Genomic DNA, 15646 nt, shown 5'->3' on the forward strand with positions numbered 1-15646 from the left:
GTTGAAAGCACCGGTCTTGAAAACCGGCATACGTTAATAGCGTATCTAGGGTTCAAATCCCTATCTCTCCGCCACTATTAAGAAGCCTCGCTAGAAATAGCGAGGCTTTTTTCATTTCTGATGTTTGAGAATTAGACGGGATTTGTATCAAGTCCCAAGTCAGTCGCGACTTAGGATTAGTCGTCCTCGAACTCAGTCACTACAAAGAAAGCCTGTTGAGAAACCAATGGGCTTTCGTCGTTTCTAGTGCTGGCAAATAAATGAAGTGACTTCCTAACCGAGTGCAGTTCCAAACTAGCGCTTCTGCTCTCCACTCAATAAGCTGCCCAGCGTTTAGCCGTACCTTGAGGCTTTCTACTTTCTTTGCCTTGTAGGGTTATAGAAACTGCCCTCTAGCGAAAGTGATTGAGCTTTCCCCTTATTATTCCTCTCTATATCGAAGCAGTGTTTCTTTTAACAAAAGAGCGTTTCTACTCACTGTAGCATTCATGTGTATTAGAGCTTCTGAGCACCTTCTGATACTTGCTGTCGCTTTGCTTTATCTTTTATTAACAAACGCTACCCAAGCGCTGTATGGGGCTTTCACATCGAATAAGTGCATAACATTACTCCTAGTTACTTCTTTGGCCATCACTACGCTTTACTGTGCTCTGAAGGAGGTTTTCCCTCCTAACCATTTAAAGACAATCGCTATGTCTTGCAGAAAGTGATCGCGATTGCTTCACGTGCTTCTTAATGACACGAAGAAGAGCAGCTTGGAATGAACGACAGAAGCTTTGATGATTGCCTCTAATGAAGAGTAGCCAGCAGAGGAGCACAAATTTTGGAGAGTTAGTTGGAGCGATAAAGGGACGTGAAGAGTTACTGGCAATAAAAAAGCCGACAGTAAACTGTCGGCTTTCTACTTTCTGAATCGCTTAGTTGTTTTGAACTAGCGTTAAGGCTTTACGAGAGACCTCGTGAGCCGCTTTTGTTAGGTTTTGCTTCTCTAGTGTGTCTGCTAGATAAGCATAGTCAGAAACGTCTGAGCGAAGTTTTAGCGCAACCTCGAAGTGCTCTTGTGCTTCTTGCCATTTTTCTTGGCGGAAGAAGAAGTGCGCTAAAGCACTTTGCGCCGCTGCGTTTTCTGGTTCACGCTTCAAGATACCTTCCAAGAATACGATGACTGGGTGGCTATCCGGCAGGTTTAGCTCCGGCAGTAATTGGTAGAGCTCTGGTGTTGGGCTCTTCTTCAGTGCTTCTTTGATTACTGTGAATGCTTCGTTATCTGCTTTACGTGAGATGAGCTCGTGAGCAAAACAACCGATCAAATGAGCGTCTTGTTTTACCTTACGTGGCAAACCGTTCCAGTGTGAGATAAGACCTTCGCTGCCTTGTTGCTGAGCCACTTCGTGTAGCAAGCCGCATTGTGCTTTCTGAATCAGTTCCGCTTGCTCTTCTTCAGTTACCAGTTTGGCTTTGCTTAGCTGAGGCATCAGATCGATCAGCGGTTGCCACAGCTTAAGCTGCATGTAAGTGGTCTTTAGCAGGTTAAGAACAATCGAGTTATTCGCGTACTGACCTTTCAGCGCTTGTAGCGTATCGAATGCAGACTCGAATTCGTTATCACGAATAAACTGTTTTGCACGAGTCAGTTCTACTGCTAGGTGCGCGTTTTCTTGCTGGCTTGCCAGTTCTAGATACTGGTCACGCTTCGCTTTGTCACCTTGACCTTGTGCTGCTTCTGAAGCCACTAAGTAACACAGAAGAGGCATATCGTGGTGGTTTGCCCAGCGTGTTACTTTCTTCTCTGCGCCTTTCCAGTCACCTTCAAGTAGCTTGATGATGCCTTCGTTGGTGTAGCGACGAGAGCGACGCATTTTGCGCACGCTAAAGTAATTCCATGTGCTTGAGCTTGCGTAAACCACTTTCTTGACCACGTATTCTAGGAAGAACAGTGCCGCTAAGGCCGCAATCACGAAGATCACTAGAGTGGTTACACTCATCTCAATGGTTTTGTTAGCAATTGAGATTAGGACATAACCTTGCTGACCTGAGAATTGAGTGCCAACGAACAGACCGGCACCAAGAACAACAAATAGGAAAATAAGACGAACCATTACTTATCCTCCGTACCTGTCATTGTGGTCACTTCACGACGTAGGCGTTCACGAATCACGTCAGAGAGTTGGTTTTGGCTTTCTAGCTTCGCAGGGTATTCAACTTGAATGTCTTGCTTGCTCAGTTGACTCAGTGTTTTGTTGAATTCTTTCACCGAGTTGTCGTCTTGGTTGAAGAATGCCATTGCCCACTTGTCTGCCGTTTCCAAAGAGGTGGCGTAGATTTCACCTTGCTCTTGGTAAACCGCTTTAATTGCCGTCTCTAACTTCGCTTTGATGTTCTCTTTCAAGTAGAAGTGTTGTTGTGGTGACAATAGAGGGATTACGTTGCCGTCACGAGTGCGGAAGGTGATGAAGTTTTCTGAGAAGTCTTTCAATGACGTCATCAGGTTATCTTGCCAGTTTGCAATGTCTTCAGACACTTGTTGTTTCTCTACCGCAGCTGCTTCAGGTAGTAAAGCATTCGCAAGTGGCAGTTTGTCTACTTGCTGTTGTAGTGCCGTGAGGCGCAATACCAAGCCATCACGGTCTACTAAAGGAACAACACGCAGCTTAGTAATGTCGTTTGCCATGGCTTTACGCAGACCGACCAAGCTTGGGTCGTTCAGCGCTGCGATACGTTGATCCGCGTTTTCCATCAATTGAGTAGCACTTTCTACATCGTGCTCTAAGAACAATTTACGACCTGCCAGTTTTACTAGGTAGTCAGCTTCTGCCAGTAACCAGTCGTTTGGACGACGACCTTTCACATCAGCGACTGCCAGTTGCAGGCTTTCGATGCTCTTTTGTTGCTGACCCAGTACCACTTCTGCTTTGTGAGTGACTGTGGTCGCTTTTTCAATGGTTTCTTCTTTTACTTGGCTAAGCTCTTGCTTCATTGCTGATTGAGCTTGCGCCAGTTGGCTTTGCAGCTGAGCGATCTGAGTTTGGTATTCAGATTGCTGCTCAAGCATTTTGTAAGTGAGACCGCCACCAAAAATCAGTGATAAGACGATAGCGACAGTACCCAGCTTGACGCCGCGTTTGCCTTGCTTCTCTTCAAATTCAACTTTGTTTGGTTGTTCTGGCTTGGTTGGCTCAGATTCCTTCTTAGGCGTGTCTTTTTCAGCTAGCGGTGCCGATGTGGTTTCTTCGGAAAGGTTTTTATCGTTATTCTTTTGGTCGTTATTTTTACTTGTCATGCCTATATCCTGTGTAGCTAGGGCTGGAGAGCAGCCAGTAATTCTTGGTTGGATGCGCTTCCTGTGCACCTGACCTGAGTGAAGCCCCGTTGAATTGCGATGTCAGCGATTCGCTGACTGGGGATATACAACTCTTGTTGATTAAGCCAAGTCAATTGCTCTGACGTCAATTGGCTGCACAAATAATCCAGTTGTTCACCACTGGTGACGATAATCTGGTCGATTTGTTGGATTTTCCATAGTGAGACACAGCTTACTGGATCGAATGGGATAAATTCTCTCTTATAAGTCTCACTATAGTGAACTTTTGCTCCACGTCTCACCAATGCATCTTTTATCAGCTCTCTACCACCGTTGCCACGAAGGATCAGAACTGTTTGTTTTTCTACATTGTTTAGCTCGGGAAGCTGCAACAAGTGCTCACTATCACTGACTTGTGGATAGTGTACTTTCTGTTGGGTACATTTGCTCAAATAGTGTGCTGTTTTTTGACCAACGGCAAGGTATATAGCCTGCTTAGACCATGATTTAGCGTGGTTCTGCAAGATTTGCTCTGCGCATTGCACCGCATGTTGGCTAACAGCAATGATGATTTGAGCGGTTTCAATGTATTTGGAGAGTTGTGTGTCGCTGAGATCGGCGACGATGTCGATCAGAGGATGATGAATTGCAGTTTTGCCGTGCCTTTCGAGCAGAGAGCAAAGCGCCATGCCTTGCTCTCCCGGACGAGTGACCAACACTGCCATGATTATTCGTGGTCTGCGTACAGTTTGGTTAGGATGTCGCGCGCACCGTTTTCAAGTAGCTCGTTAGCCAGTTGAACACCGAGTGCTTCGGCATCGTTGCGGTGACCGCGAATTTCACCACGCACAATTAGGCTGCCGTCTGGTTCACCAACCAGTGCGCGTAGCCAGATGTTGTCACCATCAAGCAGTGAGTAACTGCCGATAGGCACCTGACAGCCGCCTTCAAGGGTGAGGTTCATCGCGCGCTCACAGCGTACGCGATCTGCTGTATCTTGGTGGTTTAGTGGCTCAAGCAGTTTAAGTAGACGTTCGTCATCCACACGGCACTCAATACCCACCGCGCCTTGACCTACTGCTGGCAGTGATTGCTCTGGCTCGATAAAGCTACGGATGCGCTCTTCTAGCTCAAGGCGTTTCAGACCTGCCGCTGCAAGAATGATTGCGTCGTATTCACCTGCATCTAGCTTACCTAGACGAGTGCCTACGTTGCCACGCAGCTCTTTGATAACTAGGTCTGGGCGGTATTCTTTTAACTGACACTGGCGACGCAGGCTACAAGTACCTACAACTGCGCCTTGTGGCAGTTCATCAATGTTGTTGTAAGTGTTAGAAACGAACGCATCACGTGGGTCTTCACGTTCACAAATCGTCACTAAGCCAAGACCTTCAGGGAAGTCTACAGGTACATCTTTCATTGAGTGCACCGCAAGGTCTGCACGACCTTCGAGCATTGCCACTTCTAGCTCTTTCACAAACAAGCCTTTACCACCGACTTTAGCTAGCGGTGTATCCAAAATGATGTCGCCTTTGGTCACCATAGTAACCAGCTCAACTTCCAGACCTGGATGAGCGGCTTGAAGTGCGTCTTTTACATAGTGAGCTTGCCATAGGGCAAGAGGGCTTTTTCGAGTTGCAATGCGAATTGGCGTAGATTGTGTCATGGTCTTCTCAATGCTGTTTTAGTTTTGCCTAATCCTACCACTCAACGCGTGAAAGTCTTAATGTTAGTTAGGCTTCTCTTGGTGTCATGAATCGAATTACATGACGTTATGAAAATAGTGTGACTGGATTCTCATTTAGGCTAAGGACTATTATTAGTTATAGGTGAATACAAGCGACACTACTGCGCTATCGATTTTTGCGACTAGTGTGGGGTTTTCAGACCACAACTATTTGCGGGTGGAAATCTTTACCAACCCTGATGAAAGTGTTAAATTGATCACGTTTTTACACCATTTTGGTTTAAAACATCAGCAGATTTTCGTGATTGTTCAACCAAGGAACTTCCCTTGCAGGCTTACACCCAAAAACTTATTCAGCGATTAGATAACCTGAACCAGCAACGGATCGACCGTGCGCTGGCGCTTATGGATTCGCAAAGCCAGCAAGTCTTCCACTTGATTCCTGCCTTGTTGAACTACAACCATCCTGTTATTCCCGGCTACTATGATGCAGACGTACCTTATGGTGTGTTTGGTCTAGAGCTGAACGATCTCCAGCAGCAATTCCTTGATGATACCCAACTGACAATTGGTCAACCGCTTAAGACGGCAGAGCAACCTGCAATCTTAGGTTTGTACACCATGGGCAGTACCTCTTCTATTGGTCAAAGTACCTCAAGTGATTTGGATATTTGGGTGTGTATTTCACCGGAGATGGATAACGACCAACGTGAACTGCTGACCAACAAATGCTTGCTGATCACCGATTGGGCACAAAGCCAAGGTGTAGAAGCGAACTTCTTCTTAATGGATGAAGAGCGTTTTCGTAGCAACCGTTCAGAAGAGATGACCGGCGATAACTGTGGTTCTTCTCAGCATTTATTATTGCTGGATGAGTTCTACCGTTCTGCGGTACGTCTAGCTGGACAGCGTTTGTTGTGGCAAATCGTGCCACCAGAAATGGAAGAGTGTTACGACGAGTACGTTGCACAGCTTTGTAAAGATGGTTACATCAACTGTGATGAGTGGATCAATTTTGGTCAGCTTAACCGCATTCCTGCTGAAGAGTACTTCGGTTCGAACTTGTGGCAGCTGTACAAGAGTATCGATTCCCCTTACAAGTCCGTGTTGAAAGCGATCTTGCTTGAAGCTTACTCGTGGGAATACCCGCACACACAACTTCTCAGTATCGACACCAAACGTCGCTTCTTTGCCCACGAGCCTGACTTGTACGGCATGGATGCGTACTACTTGATGCTAGAGAAAGTAACGCGTTACCTAGAGCGAATCCAAGACGACACACGTTTGGATTTAGTTCGTCGCTGTTTCTACCTTAAAACCCATGAAAAACTGTCTCGTGAACCTGATGTAGGCTCTGTAGCTTGGCGTCGTGAAGCCTTGAGCGACATGATTGCGAAATGGGATTGGGATGAAGTGGTATTGGCAGAGCTCGACGATCGCCGTAACTGGAAAGTAGAACAAGTGAAAGTGGTGCACCATGCACTGTTGGATGCTTTGATGCAAAGCTACCGTAACTTGATTCAGTTTGCGCGTCGTAACGACATTACTTCAGCGATCAGTCCGCAAGACATCAGTATTCTTGCTCGTAAGCTGTACGCGGCATTCGAAGTGCTGCCGGGTAAAGTTACTTTGCTTAACCCTCAGATCTCGCCAGATTTGCACGAACCCGACTTGAGCTTCATTGAAGTAAAAGAGGGGGGGGTGAACAAATCAGGTTGGTACTTGTACAAGCAACCACTGATTGCGCACCGCATTCTTGGTCAGCCTTGTCTTGAGCATCATGAGTACTTGAGTAAGTTGGTTTCTTGGGCGTTCTTCAACGGTTTGATTACCGAGTCAACGCGTTTGCACGCGGTGGTGCGTGAGGCGCAGTTAGACATCGATAAGTTCTACCAAATGGTGAGTGACCTACGTAACACCTTCTCGTTACGTAAACGTCGCCCAACTATGCAAGCGTTGGGTAGCCCGTGTGAAATTAGTCAGATGGCGATGTTCATCAACTTTGAAAATGACCCGACGGCAGAGTTGTCTGGTCGCTCACTCAAAGTGGATGTGAAAAACACCGATATCTTCAGCTTTGGTCCTGAGCAAATTAACTTGGTCGGCAGTGTCGATTTGGTTTATCGCAACTCATGGCACGAAGTGCGTACCCTGCACTTCAAAGGTGAAACCGCGATGTTGGATGCATTGAAGACCATTCTTGGCAAAATGCACCAAGATGCGATTCCGCCAGAGTCGGTGGATGTATTCTGCTACGCGAAGAACATGCGTGGCGTGATGCGCAATATGGTGTATCAGCTATTGGCAGAGTGTATCGACTTACGTTTGAAGCCGGTTGAGCAAGAGAAACGCCGTCGCTTTAAAGCCATGCGTCTCGCTAACCAAACTTACGGTCTGTTCTTTGAGCGTCGTGGTGTATCGGTTCAGAAGCTAGAAAACTCGGTCGATTTCTACCGCAGCATTTCAACCAACAAGCTGAAAGGTTCACCGCTGTTGATGCTGGATCGTGAACAAGAGTACCAACTACCAGAAGTAGTGGATGGCTTTGCCAGTGAAGGTTTGGTGCAGTTCTTCTTTGAAGATACTGACGATGGTTTCAATATCTATGTATTGGATGAGTCAAACCAAGTTGAGGTTTACCATCAATTCAGTGGCTCTAAAGATGAAATGATTGCGTCAGTGAACAGCTTCTACACCTCAGTGAAAGACGACAGTCGTGTATCGTCGAAGTTTATTAACTTTAACTTGCCGCAGTACTACCAAATTATTCATCCGGAAGAAGGGAATACCTACATTATCCCTTACCGCAATGATGGCTGTACGCCGACTCGCCCAACCAAAGCGGTAAATGCGTAAAACGAACGACAAAAGAGCACCTTGGTGCTCTTTTGTCGTTTAGGTGACTGGTCGCCACGAAGACCCATTTGGCTTATGCCCAATCGATCGTTTCACCAGCGTGTTTTTCACACTCTTCTTTCACCATTGCAAACAGTTCCATGCCCGTTTTAGAGCAAGTCCATTTGTTATCGACTAGCTTAAAGTGGAAGCCACCAGACTTCGATGCTAACCAGATCTCATGCATTGGCTCTTGGCGGTTAATGATGATTTGGCTGCGGTCTTCAAACTCTAATGTCATTACGTTGCCAGTGACTTCGTAATCAATGTCTGCACCTGAATCATCGATGGATTCTTCGATGAGTTGCATCTGCGCATCCACCAGTTGATGAAATTCAGTATCGTTCATCCGTCTATCCTATTGCTTTTCCTGAGTGTGGTGCGATTATAGGGGGCATTGGTTTAATAATCACGATATGCAAAATGAAAAAATTACTTACGGTGTTGTTTGTGATGGTTGCAGCGACCCTTGCTGGTTGTGGTCAATCAGGTTCACTTTATATCCCAGATGACGCTCAACAAAACGAGCAGTCACAATAATCAGCCACACCTTCGGGTGAAAACAGGGTTTAGCAGTCGAATTAATTAAGGGAAGCAAATTTTGGATTACTTCAACTATCAGGATGATGGCCAGCTTTGGGCCGAAGACGTCTCACTCCAAGCTCTCGCCGAGCAACATGGCACTCCTCTTTATGTTTACTCACGAGCAACGCTAGAGCGTCACTGGAATGCGTTTGATAGCGCTGTGGGTCAGCATCCTCATCTTGTTTGTTACGCAGTAAAAGCAAACTCTAACCTTGGCGTATTGAATGCACTGGCTCGTTTGGGTTCAGGTTTCGATATTGTATCGGGTGGTGAGCTTGAACGCGTTATCGCGGCTGGCGGTGATGCGAAGAAGGTGGTGTTCTCGGGTGTTGGTAAAACGCCAGCAGAGATGAAACGCGCACTGGAGCTGGGCATCAAATGCTTCAACGTGGAATCAGAACCTGAACTTGAGCGCTTGAACAAAGTCGCAGGTGAGTTAGGTGTGGTTGCACCGATTTCTCTACGAATTAACCCTGACGTAGATGCAAAAACACACCCTTACATCTCGACTGGTCTGCGCGACAACAAGTTTGGTATCGCTTTTGACCGTGCTCCGGCAGTATATAAATTTGCTCAGAGCCTACCAAATCTCAACGTGCAAGGTATTGACTGCCACATTGGTTCTCAGTTGACTGAGATTGAACCTTTCATCGACGCGACAGATCGCCTCTTGGCTCTGATTGATGATCTGAAAGCACAAGGCATCAACATCCGTCATCTGGACGTTGGTGGTGGTCTGGGTGTGGTATATCGTGATGAATTGCCACCACAGCCTTCTGATTACGCGAAAGCACTGTTAGGTCGTCTTGAGAACCATCAAGATCTTGAACTGATTTTCGAACCAGGTCGTGCAATTGCAGCTAACGCTGGTATCTTGCTGACGCGTGTGGAATTCCTAAAACACACTGAGCACAAAAACTTTGCGATTATCGATGCGGCGATGAACGACTTAATGCGTCCTGCGCTGTATCAAGCATGGCAAGATATTGTCCCAGTTTCACCACGCGAAGGTGAAGCACAGACTTACGATTTAGTCGGACCTATCTGTGAAACGGGCGATTTCTTGGGCAAAGATCGAGCACTAGTACTGCAAGAAGGTGATCTACTCGCGGTTCGCTCTGCTGGCGCCTATGGTTTTGTGATGTCTTCGAACTACAATACTCGTACCCGAGCGGCGGAAGTGATGGTGGATGGCAACCAAAGCCACCTTGTTCGCCAGCGTGAGGAGCTGACCAGTTTGTGGCAGCTGGAACAGATTCTACCGGAGTAACACACAACAAATGCATTTCCACTTTTCCAAAATGCACGGTTTGGGCAACGACTTTATGGTCGTCGACTGCATTACCCAGAACGTGTTTTTCTCGCAAGATTTGATCCGTCGTTTGGCGGATCGTCACACGGGCGTCGGTTTTGACCAATTGCTCGTGGTTGAAGCGCCTTATGATCCAGAAACCGATTTCCACTACCGCATTTTTAATGCCGATGGTAGTGAAGTTGAGCAGTGTGGTAATGGCGCTCGCTGTTTCGCGCGTTTCGTCCGTTTGAAAGGTTTGACGAATAGGTACAGCATCAGCGTTAGCACCAAGAAAGGTAAGATGATTCTTGATGTTGAAGATGATGGTGAAGTCACGGTGAACATGGGCGTACCTGAATTCGAGCCGAACAAGATCCCTTTCAAAGCGAAGCAGAAAGAGAAAACCTACATCATGCGTGCAGGCGATAAGACCCTGTTCTGTGGCGCAGTGAGCATGGGTAACCCGCACGTGGTGACTGTGGTCGACGATGTGGATACGGCAGAAGTGGAAACACTCGGACCGCTATTAGAATCACACGAACGCTTCCCTGAGCGTGTGAACGCGGGCTTTATGCAAGTTGTGAATCGCAATCACATCCGCCTACGCGTGTATGAGCGTGGTGCGGGTGAAACACAAGCTTGCGGCAGCGGTGCCTGTGGCGCAGTTGCGGTGGGCATCCTGCAAGGTCTATTGGATGAAAACGTGAAAGTTTCACTTCCTGGTGGTGACCTACGCATATCTTGGCAAGGTCCAGGCAAACCATTGTTTATGACCGGTCCAGCAACTCACGTATTTGATGGTCAATTGTCGTGCTAGTTGAAGAACAAGAAAACCAAATCCCAGAAGTTGAAGCGGATGCGCTGACCGCAGAAGTCGTTGCTCAGTATTTAAAAGATCATCCTGACTTCTTCGTTCAACGCCCAGAATTGGTTGATCGCCTTTCTATGCCTCATGCAGATTTAGGCACGGTCTCGTTAGTTCACATTCAAATGAACCGCCAACGTCAACGAATTGAAGAGCTAGAAGAAGAGATCACCACACTGATGTCTTTAGCGGCGAACAATGATCGCACCTTCTACGAGTTCATGGATCTGCAAGGACAAATCCTTAAGTGCGGCGACTTTAAGCAAGTCATCAACGCCATTGAGCTGAAAGCCAAAGACCTTGGCTTGAAGGCGTATGTGCGTCTATTGAGCCAGTGTGATGCTGCGACTCAATTGAGTAAGGAAAGCTACCAACGTTTTGCTACCAACCACTTAAATGGCAAAGAGGCGTATTTAGGTCGTCTGCGTAAAGTGGATCGCGAAGCGTTGTTTGGAGATATGGACGTTCCAGAAATGGGTTCCTATGTGGTGTTACCGCTTGTGAAAAAGCAGACGCTTGGCGTACTGGCGTTTTCTAGCGAAGATGGCGGTCATTTCCAACCAGATATGGATACCTTGTTTTTGCGTCACCTATCCTTAGTAGTGGCACATCTCGCTCAAACATTGGTATGGCAAAGTCACGATGACGACAACTCCCAACACTCCTCTGCCAAATAGTCTTCAAAAGCCTCTTGAACGCTTCTACGAATTCCTGCGAAGCGAAAAGGGGCTTAGCCTGCACACCCAACGCAACTACAAACAACAATTGGAAACCATGGCTCACCACTTGGCTGAGATGGGGTTGAAAGATTGGTCTCAAGTCGATGCTGGTTGGGTTCGTCAATTGGCAGGTAAAGGCATGCGTGAAGGCATGAAAGCCAGCAGCTTAGCGACGCGCTTATCTTCTCTACGCAGCTTTTTCGATTTCCTGATCCTACGTGGAGAAATGTCAGCTAACCCAGCCAAAGGGGTTTCTGCGCCACGTAAGAAACGTCCACTACCAAAGAACCTCGATGTGGATGAAGTAAACCAATTGCTCGAAGTGAACGAGGACGACCCGTTAGCGGTACGCGATCGTGCCATGATGGAGCTAATGTACGGCGCTGGTCTGCGTTTGGCAGAACTGGTGAGCGTAGACGTGCGTGATGTTCAGCTGCGCAGTGGCGAATTACGAGTGATTGGTAAAGGCGATAAAGAACGTAAAGTGCCATTCTCTGGTATGGCAACCGAATGGGTTGGCAAGTGGCTGCGTGTGCGTGGTGATCTAGCCGCGCCGGGTGAACCGGCACTGTTTGTTTCTAAGCTGGGTACACGAATCTCACATCGCAGTGTGCAAAAGCGTATGGCGGAATGGGGGCAGAAACAGTCGGTAGCGAGCCATATCAGCCCGCACAAACTGCGTCACTCGTTTGCGACGCACATGTTGGAATCGAGCAATAACTTACGTGCGGTGCAAGAGCTATTGGGGCACGAAAACATTTCCACTACCCAAATCTACACCCACTTGGATTTCCAACATTTAGCACAAGCTTATGATCAGGCGCATCCAAGAGCCCGTAAGAGAAACGACGATAAGTCGGACTAACCAAGGAATCTCATGAAATTCTACCGCCGTATTGCGCCTGTAAAGGCGATGACGTTTGACCTTGATGACACCCTCTATGATAACTATCCAGTGATAGTTCGTATGGAGCGTGAGTTGTTGTCTTGGCTTAAACTCCATCATCCGGCGGTCGCTCACATGGATAAAGCCGATTGGTTTGCACTCAAGCAACGTGTCGTGCAGCAACAACCTGAGCTGAAGAGTGACGTCACTTTGTGGCGCTTAGTACAACTTAAGCAAGCCTTCTCTCAAGTTGGATACGATAACGAAGCGGCGCATACCGCTGCGCAAGCCGCAGTCGAGGTTGCTTTAGACTGGCGTAACCGTTTTGAAGTACCACAGCAAAGCCTCGATGTACTTGCTGAACTCGGGCAAGAAATCCCGCTGGTAGCAATCACCAACGGTAATGTGGATTTAGATCGAATTGGTCTTACGCCTTATTTCCAGCAAGTGCTGAAAGCAGGACCGGATGGCAGCGCGAAACCTGCGCCGGATATGTTCACCAAAGCGCAGCAGTTTCTGGATTTGCCTAGTGAGCACATTCTTCATGTCGGCGATCATCTGGTGACGGATGTTCAAGGTGCAAAACTCGCGAGTTTTGCCGCATGCTGGTTTAATGACATGAATAAAAATGTCATTACTCAGGCAAAAACGCGAACGTTACCTGACATTGAAATCAATAACTTGCAGTCGTTACTCGCGCTTTTGTAATCACTTTCGCATTAATCCATTCAATCTTCATTCTGACTCTAGAAAAGCCGTCTAAAGCCACGTAAATTACTCTCATCAAAGTAAAATAATAAAACCTCTTTCATGTGGTGTGGCTTGATGACGGCAGTGGTAGGGTAAATGCGAGCATTCTCTCAACTGGTTCAAAATGTGGATCAGCTTAATGACTTTTTAGTCACTTCTCAGTGTTGTGCAGATAAACGTTATCTGGTGCAACTCCTATCCACCCAATCACGCGACTCCGCCGTCTCGCTCGCTCGGGCAATACTCGAAAGATTACCCAACACGCACATCATCGGTCACAGCACCCGTCACGTTATCTTGGAAGGTGAGATCATCAACCATGGCTGCTTAGTGTGTGTGATGGAGTTTGAACAAACCACGCTCACGTCTGCGGTTCAGCATTATTCCTTCTCGCCAGATATCGATGGCTACGATCTCAAGCAAGCTTTACAACTGCAAGATAACTCCAAAGCCATTATTAGCTTTTCTGTCCAAATCGAACGCCGTGATTATCCGGTGTATCGCGTATTTGATGCCGATGGTCCGAAGGTTTCTGGCGGTTTGGCTCAAACCATCGATGACGGTTGTTGGGTTCTGCATCAAGACCAAGTTTATGATGAAGCGGTTGTCGCGGTTGCCTTGCACAGCAATACTTTGAAAACATGGACGAGCGCGTATTCTGAGTGGAACCCGATTGGTATGCCGCATAAGGTTACTCACGCCAAAGGGACGCGCTTGTATCGCTTGGGCGAGCGTAAAGCGTTGGAAGTGTACAAACATTACCTTGCTGACGGGCACGACCTATCGCTCAATCAACTGCTGAATTTCCCACTTTATCGAGAATCCATTGGGCGAAAAGAGGTGTGTGCCGTGACGGAAATCCATCCCGACGGCAGCATGAGCTTCGACCGTCCTTGGTGTTTGGGTGATGAAGTTCAGTTCTGTTACAACCATCCTTCGTTAACGCTTGAGCAAGTTCGCCATGGGGTGGTGGAGCTTTCCATGCATCAACCTGAAGCAGTGATGATTTATAACTGCGCATCGCGACTTGATTTTATTGATAGCAGTGATGAAGTTCGCGCCTTCACGGACATTTCCCACACGTCGGGCAGTTACTGCATGGGTGAGTTGTACGGCGAGAATCACCAACAAGAAATTCTGCACCATAGCCTGACTTACTTGGCGATGCGTGAAGGGGATGAAGTTACTGCGCTTAACATGCCACAGCAAGAAGTGAGCACTTCTATCTCTCCCTTGTTTAGCCTGATCCGCAATGCGATTGGCGATCTAAATAACATGAATGCTCATATGGGGTATCAACTCGATCGCCAAGCGAAAAAGCTAGAACAGAGCTTCCGCCGAGATAGCCGCACAGGATTACAAAATCGTGTTGCGCTGCAAGAGCGTTTGATCAGCATTGATACCGATGAGCATTTACTGACGCTCAAACTGCTTAACTTTAGCCATATCAACGAAAAGTACGGTTATCGCGTTGGCGACCAACTGCTGAAAGACTTGTCGATGCACTTTAGTAATCGCCTGCGTAAACGGCTTGGTAAACCTGCCGCGCTGCAACTTTATAGCATTGGTGTCGGTGAGTGGGCGTTCTTATTTAAAGCTGATGGAAGCAGTGAAATGATTAAGCAACACTTTACTCGCTTTGCTGATGCGGTTGAGCAAACCAACTTTGAACCAAGTGGCTTACGAGATATTGATTACCTTTCGATTTCATTGTGCGGTGGCTTAGTTAGCCGTCGTGATTTTCCAACCGCATCGCCGGATGAATTGCTCCTCAAAGGCATTGAAGCGCGAAGAGCAGGGGTGCGAAGTAATACTCATATCTGTAATGCCAAAGACATTGAGGTCAATGAAGATGTGCGAAAAGAGCAGTTGGGTTGGTTGAGCTGTGTGAGCCGCGCCATTCTCAAGCAGAACATCATTACCTACAGTCAGCCAATTGTGCACGCTTACAACCATCGTCCCGCGAGCCAAGAGTGTTTGGTGCGCATCATGGAAGAGGATGGCAGCATCATTGCGCCGGGGCGTTTCTTACCCATCATTTCTGACACGCATTTGTACACGCGTTTGAGCCGTCACATGATTCGCTCAACGCTCAACTACATGAAAGATCAGCATGGTGACTTCTCAATAAACTTGTCACCTCAGGATTTACTCAGTGATAAAACCTTGATGCTGCTTGAACATGCCATTACCCAACTTAACGACCCAAGACGGATTGGTTTAGAAGTGTTGGAATCAGAGCAAATCAAAGATTACGGAAGGATGATTGAGGTGTGCAGCCACTTTAGAAGCCTAGGTGCACGCATCATTGTGGATGATTTTGGTTCGGGTTACTCCAATATTGATGAGATCCTCAAGTTAGAGCCGGAAGTCATTAAGCTTGATGGCAGTTTGATTCGCTACATCGACAAAGACCAAAAGCAGCGCAAGATTGCTTCGCAGTTGGTGCGTTTGTGTCAGGTATTTAATGCTAAGACCGTCGCTGAGTTCGTGCACAACAAAGAGGTGTGCGATATTGCTCAGGACATGGGTGTGGACTATCTGCAAGGTTATTACTTAGGTGAACCGACACGTTTGTTTTAATGTGCTTTGCTCTAATTGAGCTTAAGAGCTCTAACGTTTTGTTTCACGTGAAACAGCATCCAATAAAAAACGCAGCGTTAA

At 47.2% G+C, this 15646-nt stretch carries 12 protein-coding genes and 1 pseudogene; 8 read left to right on the plus strand and 5 right to left on the minus strand.

Annotated features, from left to right (window positions below; genetic code table 11):
- Nucleotides 1-917: 917 nt before the first annotated feature.
- The 4 genes from NL647_RS25515 to hemC are packed head-to-tail and all read right to left on the minus strand — an operon-like array spanning nucleotide 918 to nucleotide 4967.
- The gene (locus NL647_RS25515; protein WP_045401048.1) at nucleotides 918-2099 is read right to left on the minus strand and encodes a heme biosynthesis protein HemY; all 1182 of its coding nucleotides are present in this window, start codon (nucleotides 2097-2099) and stop codon (nucleotides 918-920) included.
- Entirely contained in the window at nucleotides 2099-3280 is a 1182-nt protein-coding gene (locus tag NL647_RS25520; protein WP_253650800.1) for a uroporphyrinogen-III C-methyltransferase, read from the minus strand. The genes NL647_RS25515 and NL647_RS25520 overlap by 1 nt, the downstream gene beginning before the upstream one ends.
- Before the next feature lie 17 nt (nucleotides 3281-3297).
- On the minus strand, nucleotides 3298-4026 hold the full coding sequence (locus tag NL647_RS25525) for a uroporphyrinogen-III synthase (protein ID WP_017817444.1): 729 nt from the start codon (nucleotides 4024-4026) through the stop codon (nucleotides 3298-3300).
- A gap of 2 nt (nucleotides 4027-4028) precedes the next feature.
- Nucleotides 4029-4967 carry a hydroxymethylbilane synthase gene (gene hemC / locus NL647_RS25530; RefSeq protein WP_005438556.1) on the minus strand — a complete coding sequence of 313 codons (939 nt, stop codon included), beginning with the start codon at nucleotides 4965-4967 and terminating at the stop codon, nucleotides 4029-4031.
- Between the two features lie 348 nt (nucleotides 4968-5315).
- Between hemC and NL647_RS25535 the strand changes: the two genes are divergently transcribed.
- Nucleotides 5316-7844 (plus strand): class I adenylate cyclase, encoded by a 2529-nt coding sequence (locus NL647_RS25535; RefSeq protein ID WP_005452031.1) that lies wholly within the window; start codon nucleotides 5316-5318, stop codon nucleotides 7842-7844.
- 73 nt (nucleotides 7845-7917) lie between these two features.
- Here the strand turns inward: NL647_RS25535 and cyaY are convergent, their stop codons facing one another.
- Nucleotides 7918-8232 carry an iron donor protein CyaY gene (gene cyaY, locus NL647_RS25540; RefSeq protein ID WP_005430390.1) on the minus strand — a complete coding sequence of 105 codons (315 nt, stop codon included), beginning with the start codon at nucleotides 8230-8232 and terminating at the stop codon, nucleotides 7918-7920.
- Between cyaY and NL647_RS25545 the strand changes: the two are divergent.
- The 7 genes and pseudogenes from NL647_RS25545 to NL647_RS25575 all read left to right on the plus strand — a co-directional run bounded on the left by NL647_RS25545 (nucleotide 8212) and on the right by NL647_RS25575 (nucleotide 15565).
- Nucleotides 8212-8423, plus strand: a pseudogene (locus NL647_RS25545) (lipoprotein). The gene cyaY and the pseudogene NL647_RS25545 sit on opposite strands and share 21 nt — an antisense overlap.
- A 61-nt stretch (nucleotides 8424-8484) precedes the next feature.
- Nucleotides 8485-9738 carry a diaminopimelate decarboxylase gene (lysA, locus tag NL647_RS25550; protein WP_005452029.1) on the plus strand — a complete coding sequence of 418 codons (1254 nt, stop codon included), beginning with the start codon at nucleotides 8485-8487 and terminating at the stop codon, nucleotides 9736-9738.
- Between the two features lie 10 nt (nucleotides 9739-9748).
- Nucleotides 9749-10579, plus strand: coding sequence for a diaminopimelate epimerase (dapF, locus tag NL647_RS25555; RefSeq protein WP_012126593.1), 831 nt, complete (start codon nucleotides 9749-9751; stop codon nucleotides 10577-10579).
- Nucleotides 10573-11304: a DUF484 family protein gene (locus NL647_RS25560; protein WP_005430403.1), complete on the plus strand. Its 732-nt coding sequence runs from the start codon at nucleotides 10573-10575 to the stop codon at nucleotides 11302-11304. Before dapF ends, NL647_RS25560 begins: the two co-directional genes overlap by 7 nt.
- Nucleotides 11270-12211, plus strand: a complete 942-nt coding sequence (gene xerC / locus NL647_RS25565) for a tyrosine recombinase XerC (RefSeq protein ID WP_005430404.1) — start codon at nucleotides 11270-11272, stop codon at nucleotides 12209-12211. The genes NL647_RS25560 and xerC overlap by 35 nt, the downstream gene beginning before the upstream one ends.
- 12 nt (nucleotides 12212-12223) lie before the next feature.
- A complete protein-coding gene (gene yigB, locus NL647_RS25570) occupies nucleotides 12224-12940 on the plus strand; it encodes a 5-amino-6-(5-phospho-D-ribitylamino)uracil phosphatase YigB (RefSeq protein WP_005430399.1) in 717 nt (238 codons plus the stop codon).
- Between the two features lie 138 nt (nucleotides 12941-13078).
- Nucleotides 13079-15565, plus strand: coding sequence for an EAL domain-containing protein (locus tag NL647_RS25575; protein WP_180824382.1), 2487 nt, complete (start codon nucleotides 13079-13081; stop codon nucleotides 15563-15565).
- The last annotated feature ends 81 nt before the right edge of the window (nucleotides 15566-15646 follow it).

The organism is Vibrio sp. Y29_XK_CS5, from assembly GCF_024181835.1.
Classification (GTDB): domain Bacteria; phylum Pseudomonadota; class Gammaproteobacteria; order Enterobacterales; family Vibrionaceae; genus Vibrio; species Vibrio harveyi.

Bases quoted from the DNA above. Each gene is read 5' to 3' on its own strand.
- NL647_RS25515 (WP_045401048.1), bottom strand. From the start codon at position 2,099: ATGGTTCGTCTTATTTTCCTATTTGTTGTTCTTGGTGCCGGTCTGTTC.
- NL647_RS25575 (WP_180824382.1), top strand. From the start codon at position 13,079: ATGCGAGCATTCTCTCAACTGGTTCAAAATGTGGATCAGCTTAATGAC.
- NL647_RS25520 (WP_253650800.1), bottom strand. From the start codon at position 3,280: ATGACAAGTAAAAATAACGACCAAAAGAATAACGATAAAAACCTTTCC.
- yigB (WP_005430399.1), top strand. From the start codon at position 12,224: ATGAAATTCTACCGCCGTATTGCGCCTGTAAAGGCGATGACGTTTGAC.
- NL647_RS25525 (WP_017817444.1), bottom strand. From the start codon at position 4,026: ATGGCAGTGTTGGTCACTCGTCCGGGAGAGCAAGGCATGGCGCTTTGC.
- xerC (WP_005430404.1), top strand. From the start codon at position 11,270: ATGACGACAACTCCCAACACTCCTCTGCCAAATAGTCTTCAAAAGCCT.
- dapF (WP_012126593.1), top strand. From the start codon at position 9,749: ATGCATTTCCACTTTTCCAAAATGCACGGTTTGGGCAACGACTTTATG.
- cyaY (WP_005430390.1), bottom strand. From the start codon at position 8,232: ATGAACGATACTGAATTTCATCAACTGGTGGATGCGCAGATGCAACTC.
- hemC (WP_005438556.1), bottom strand. From the start codon at position 4,967: ATGACACAATCTACGCCAATTCGCATTGCAACTCGAAAAAGCCCTCTT.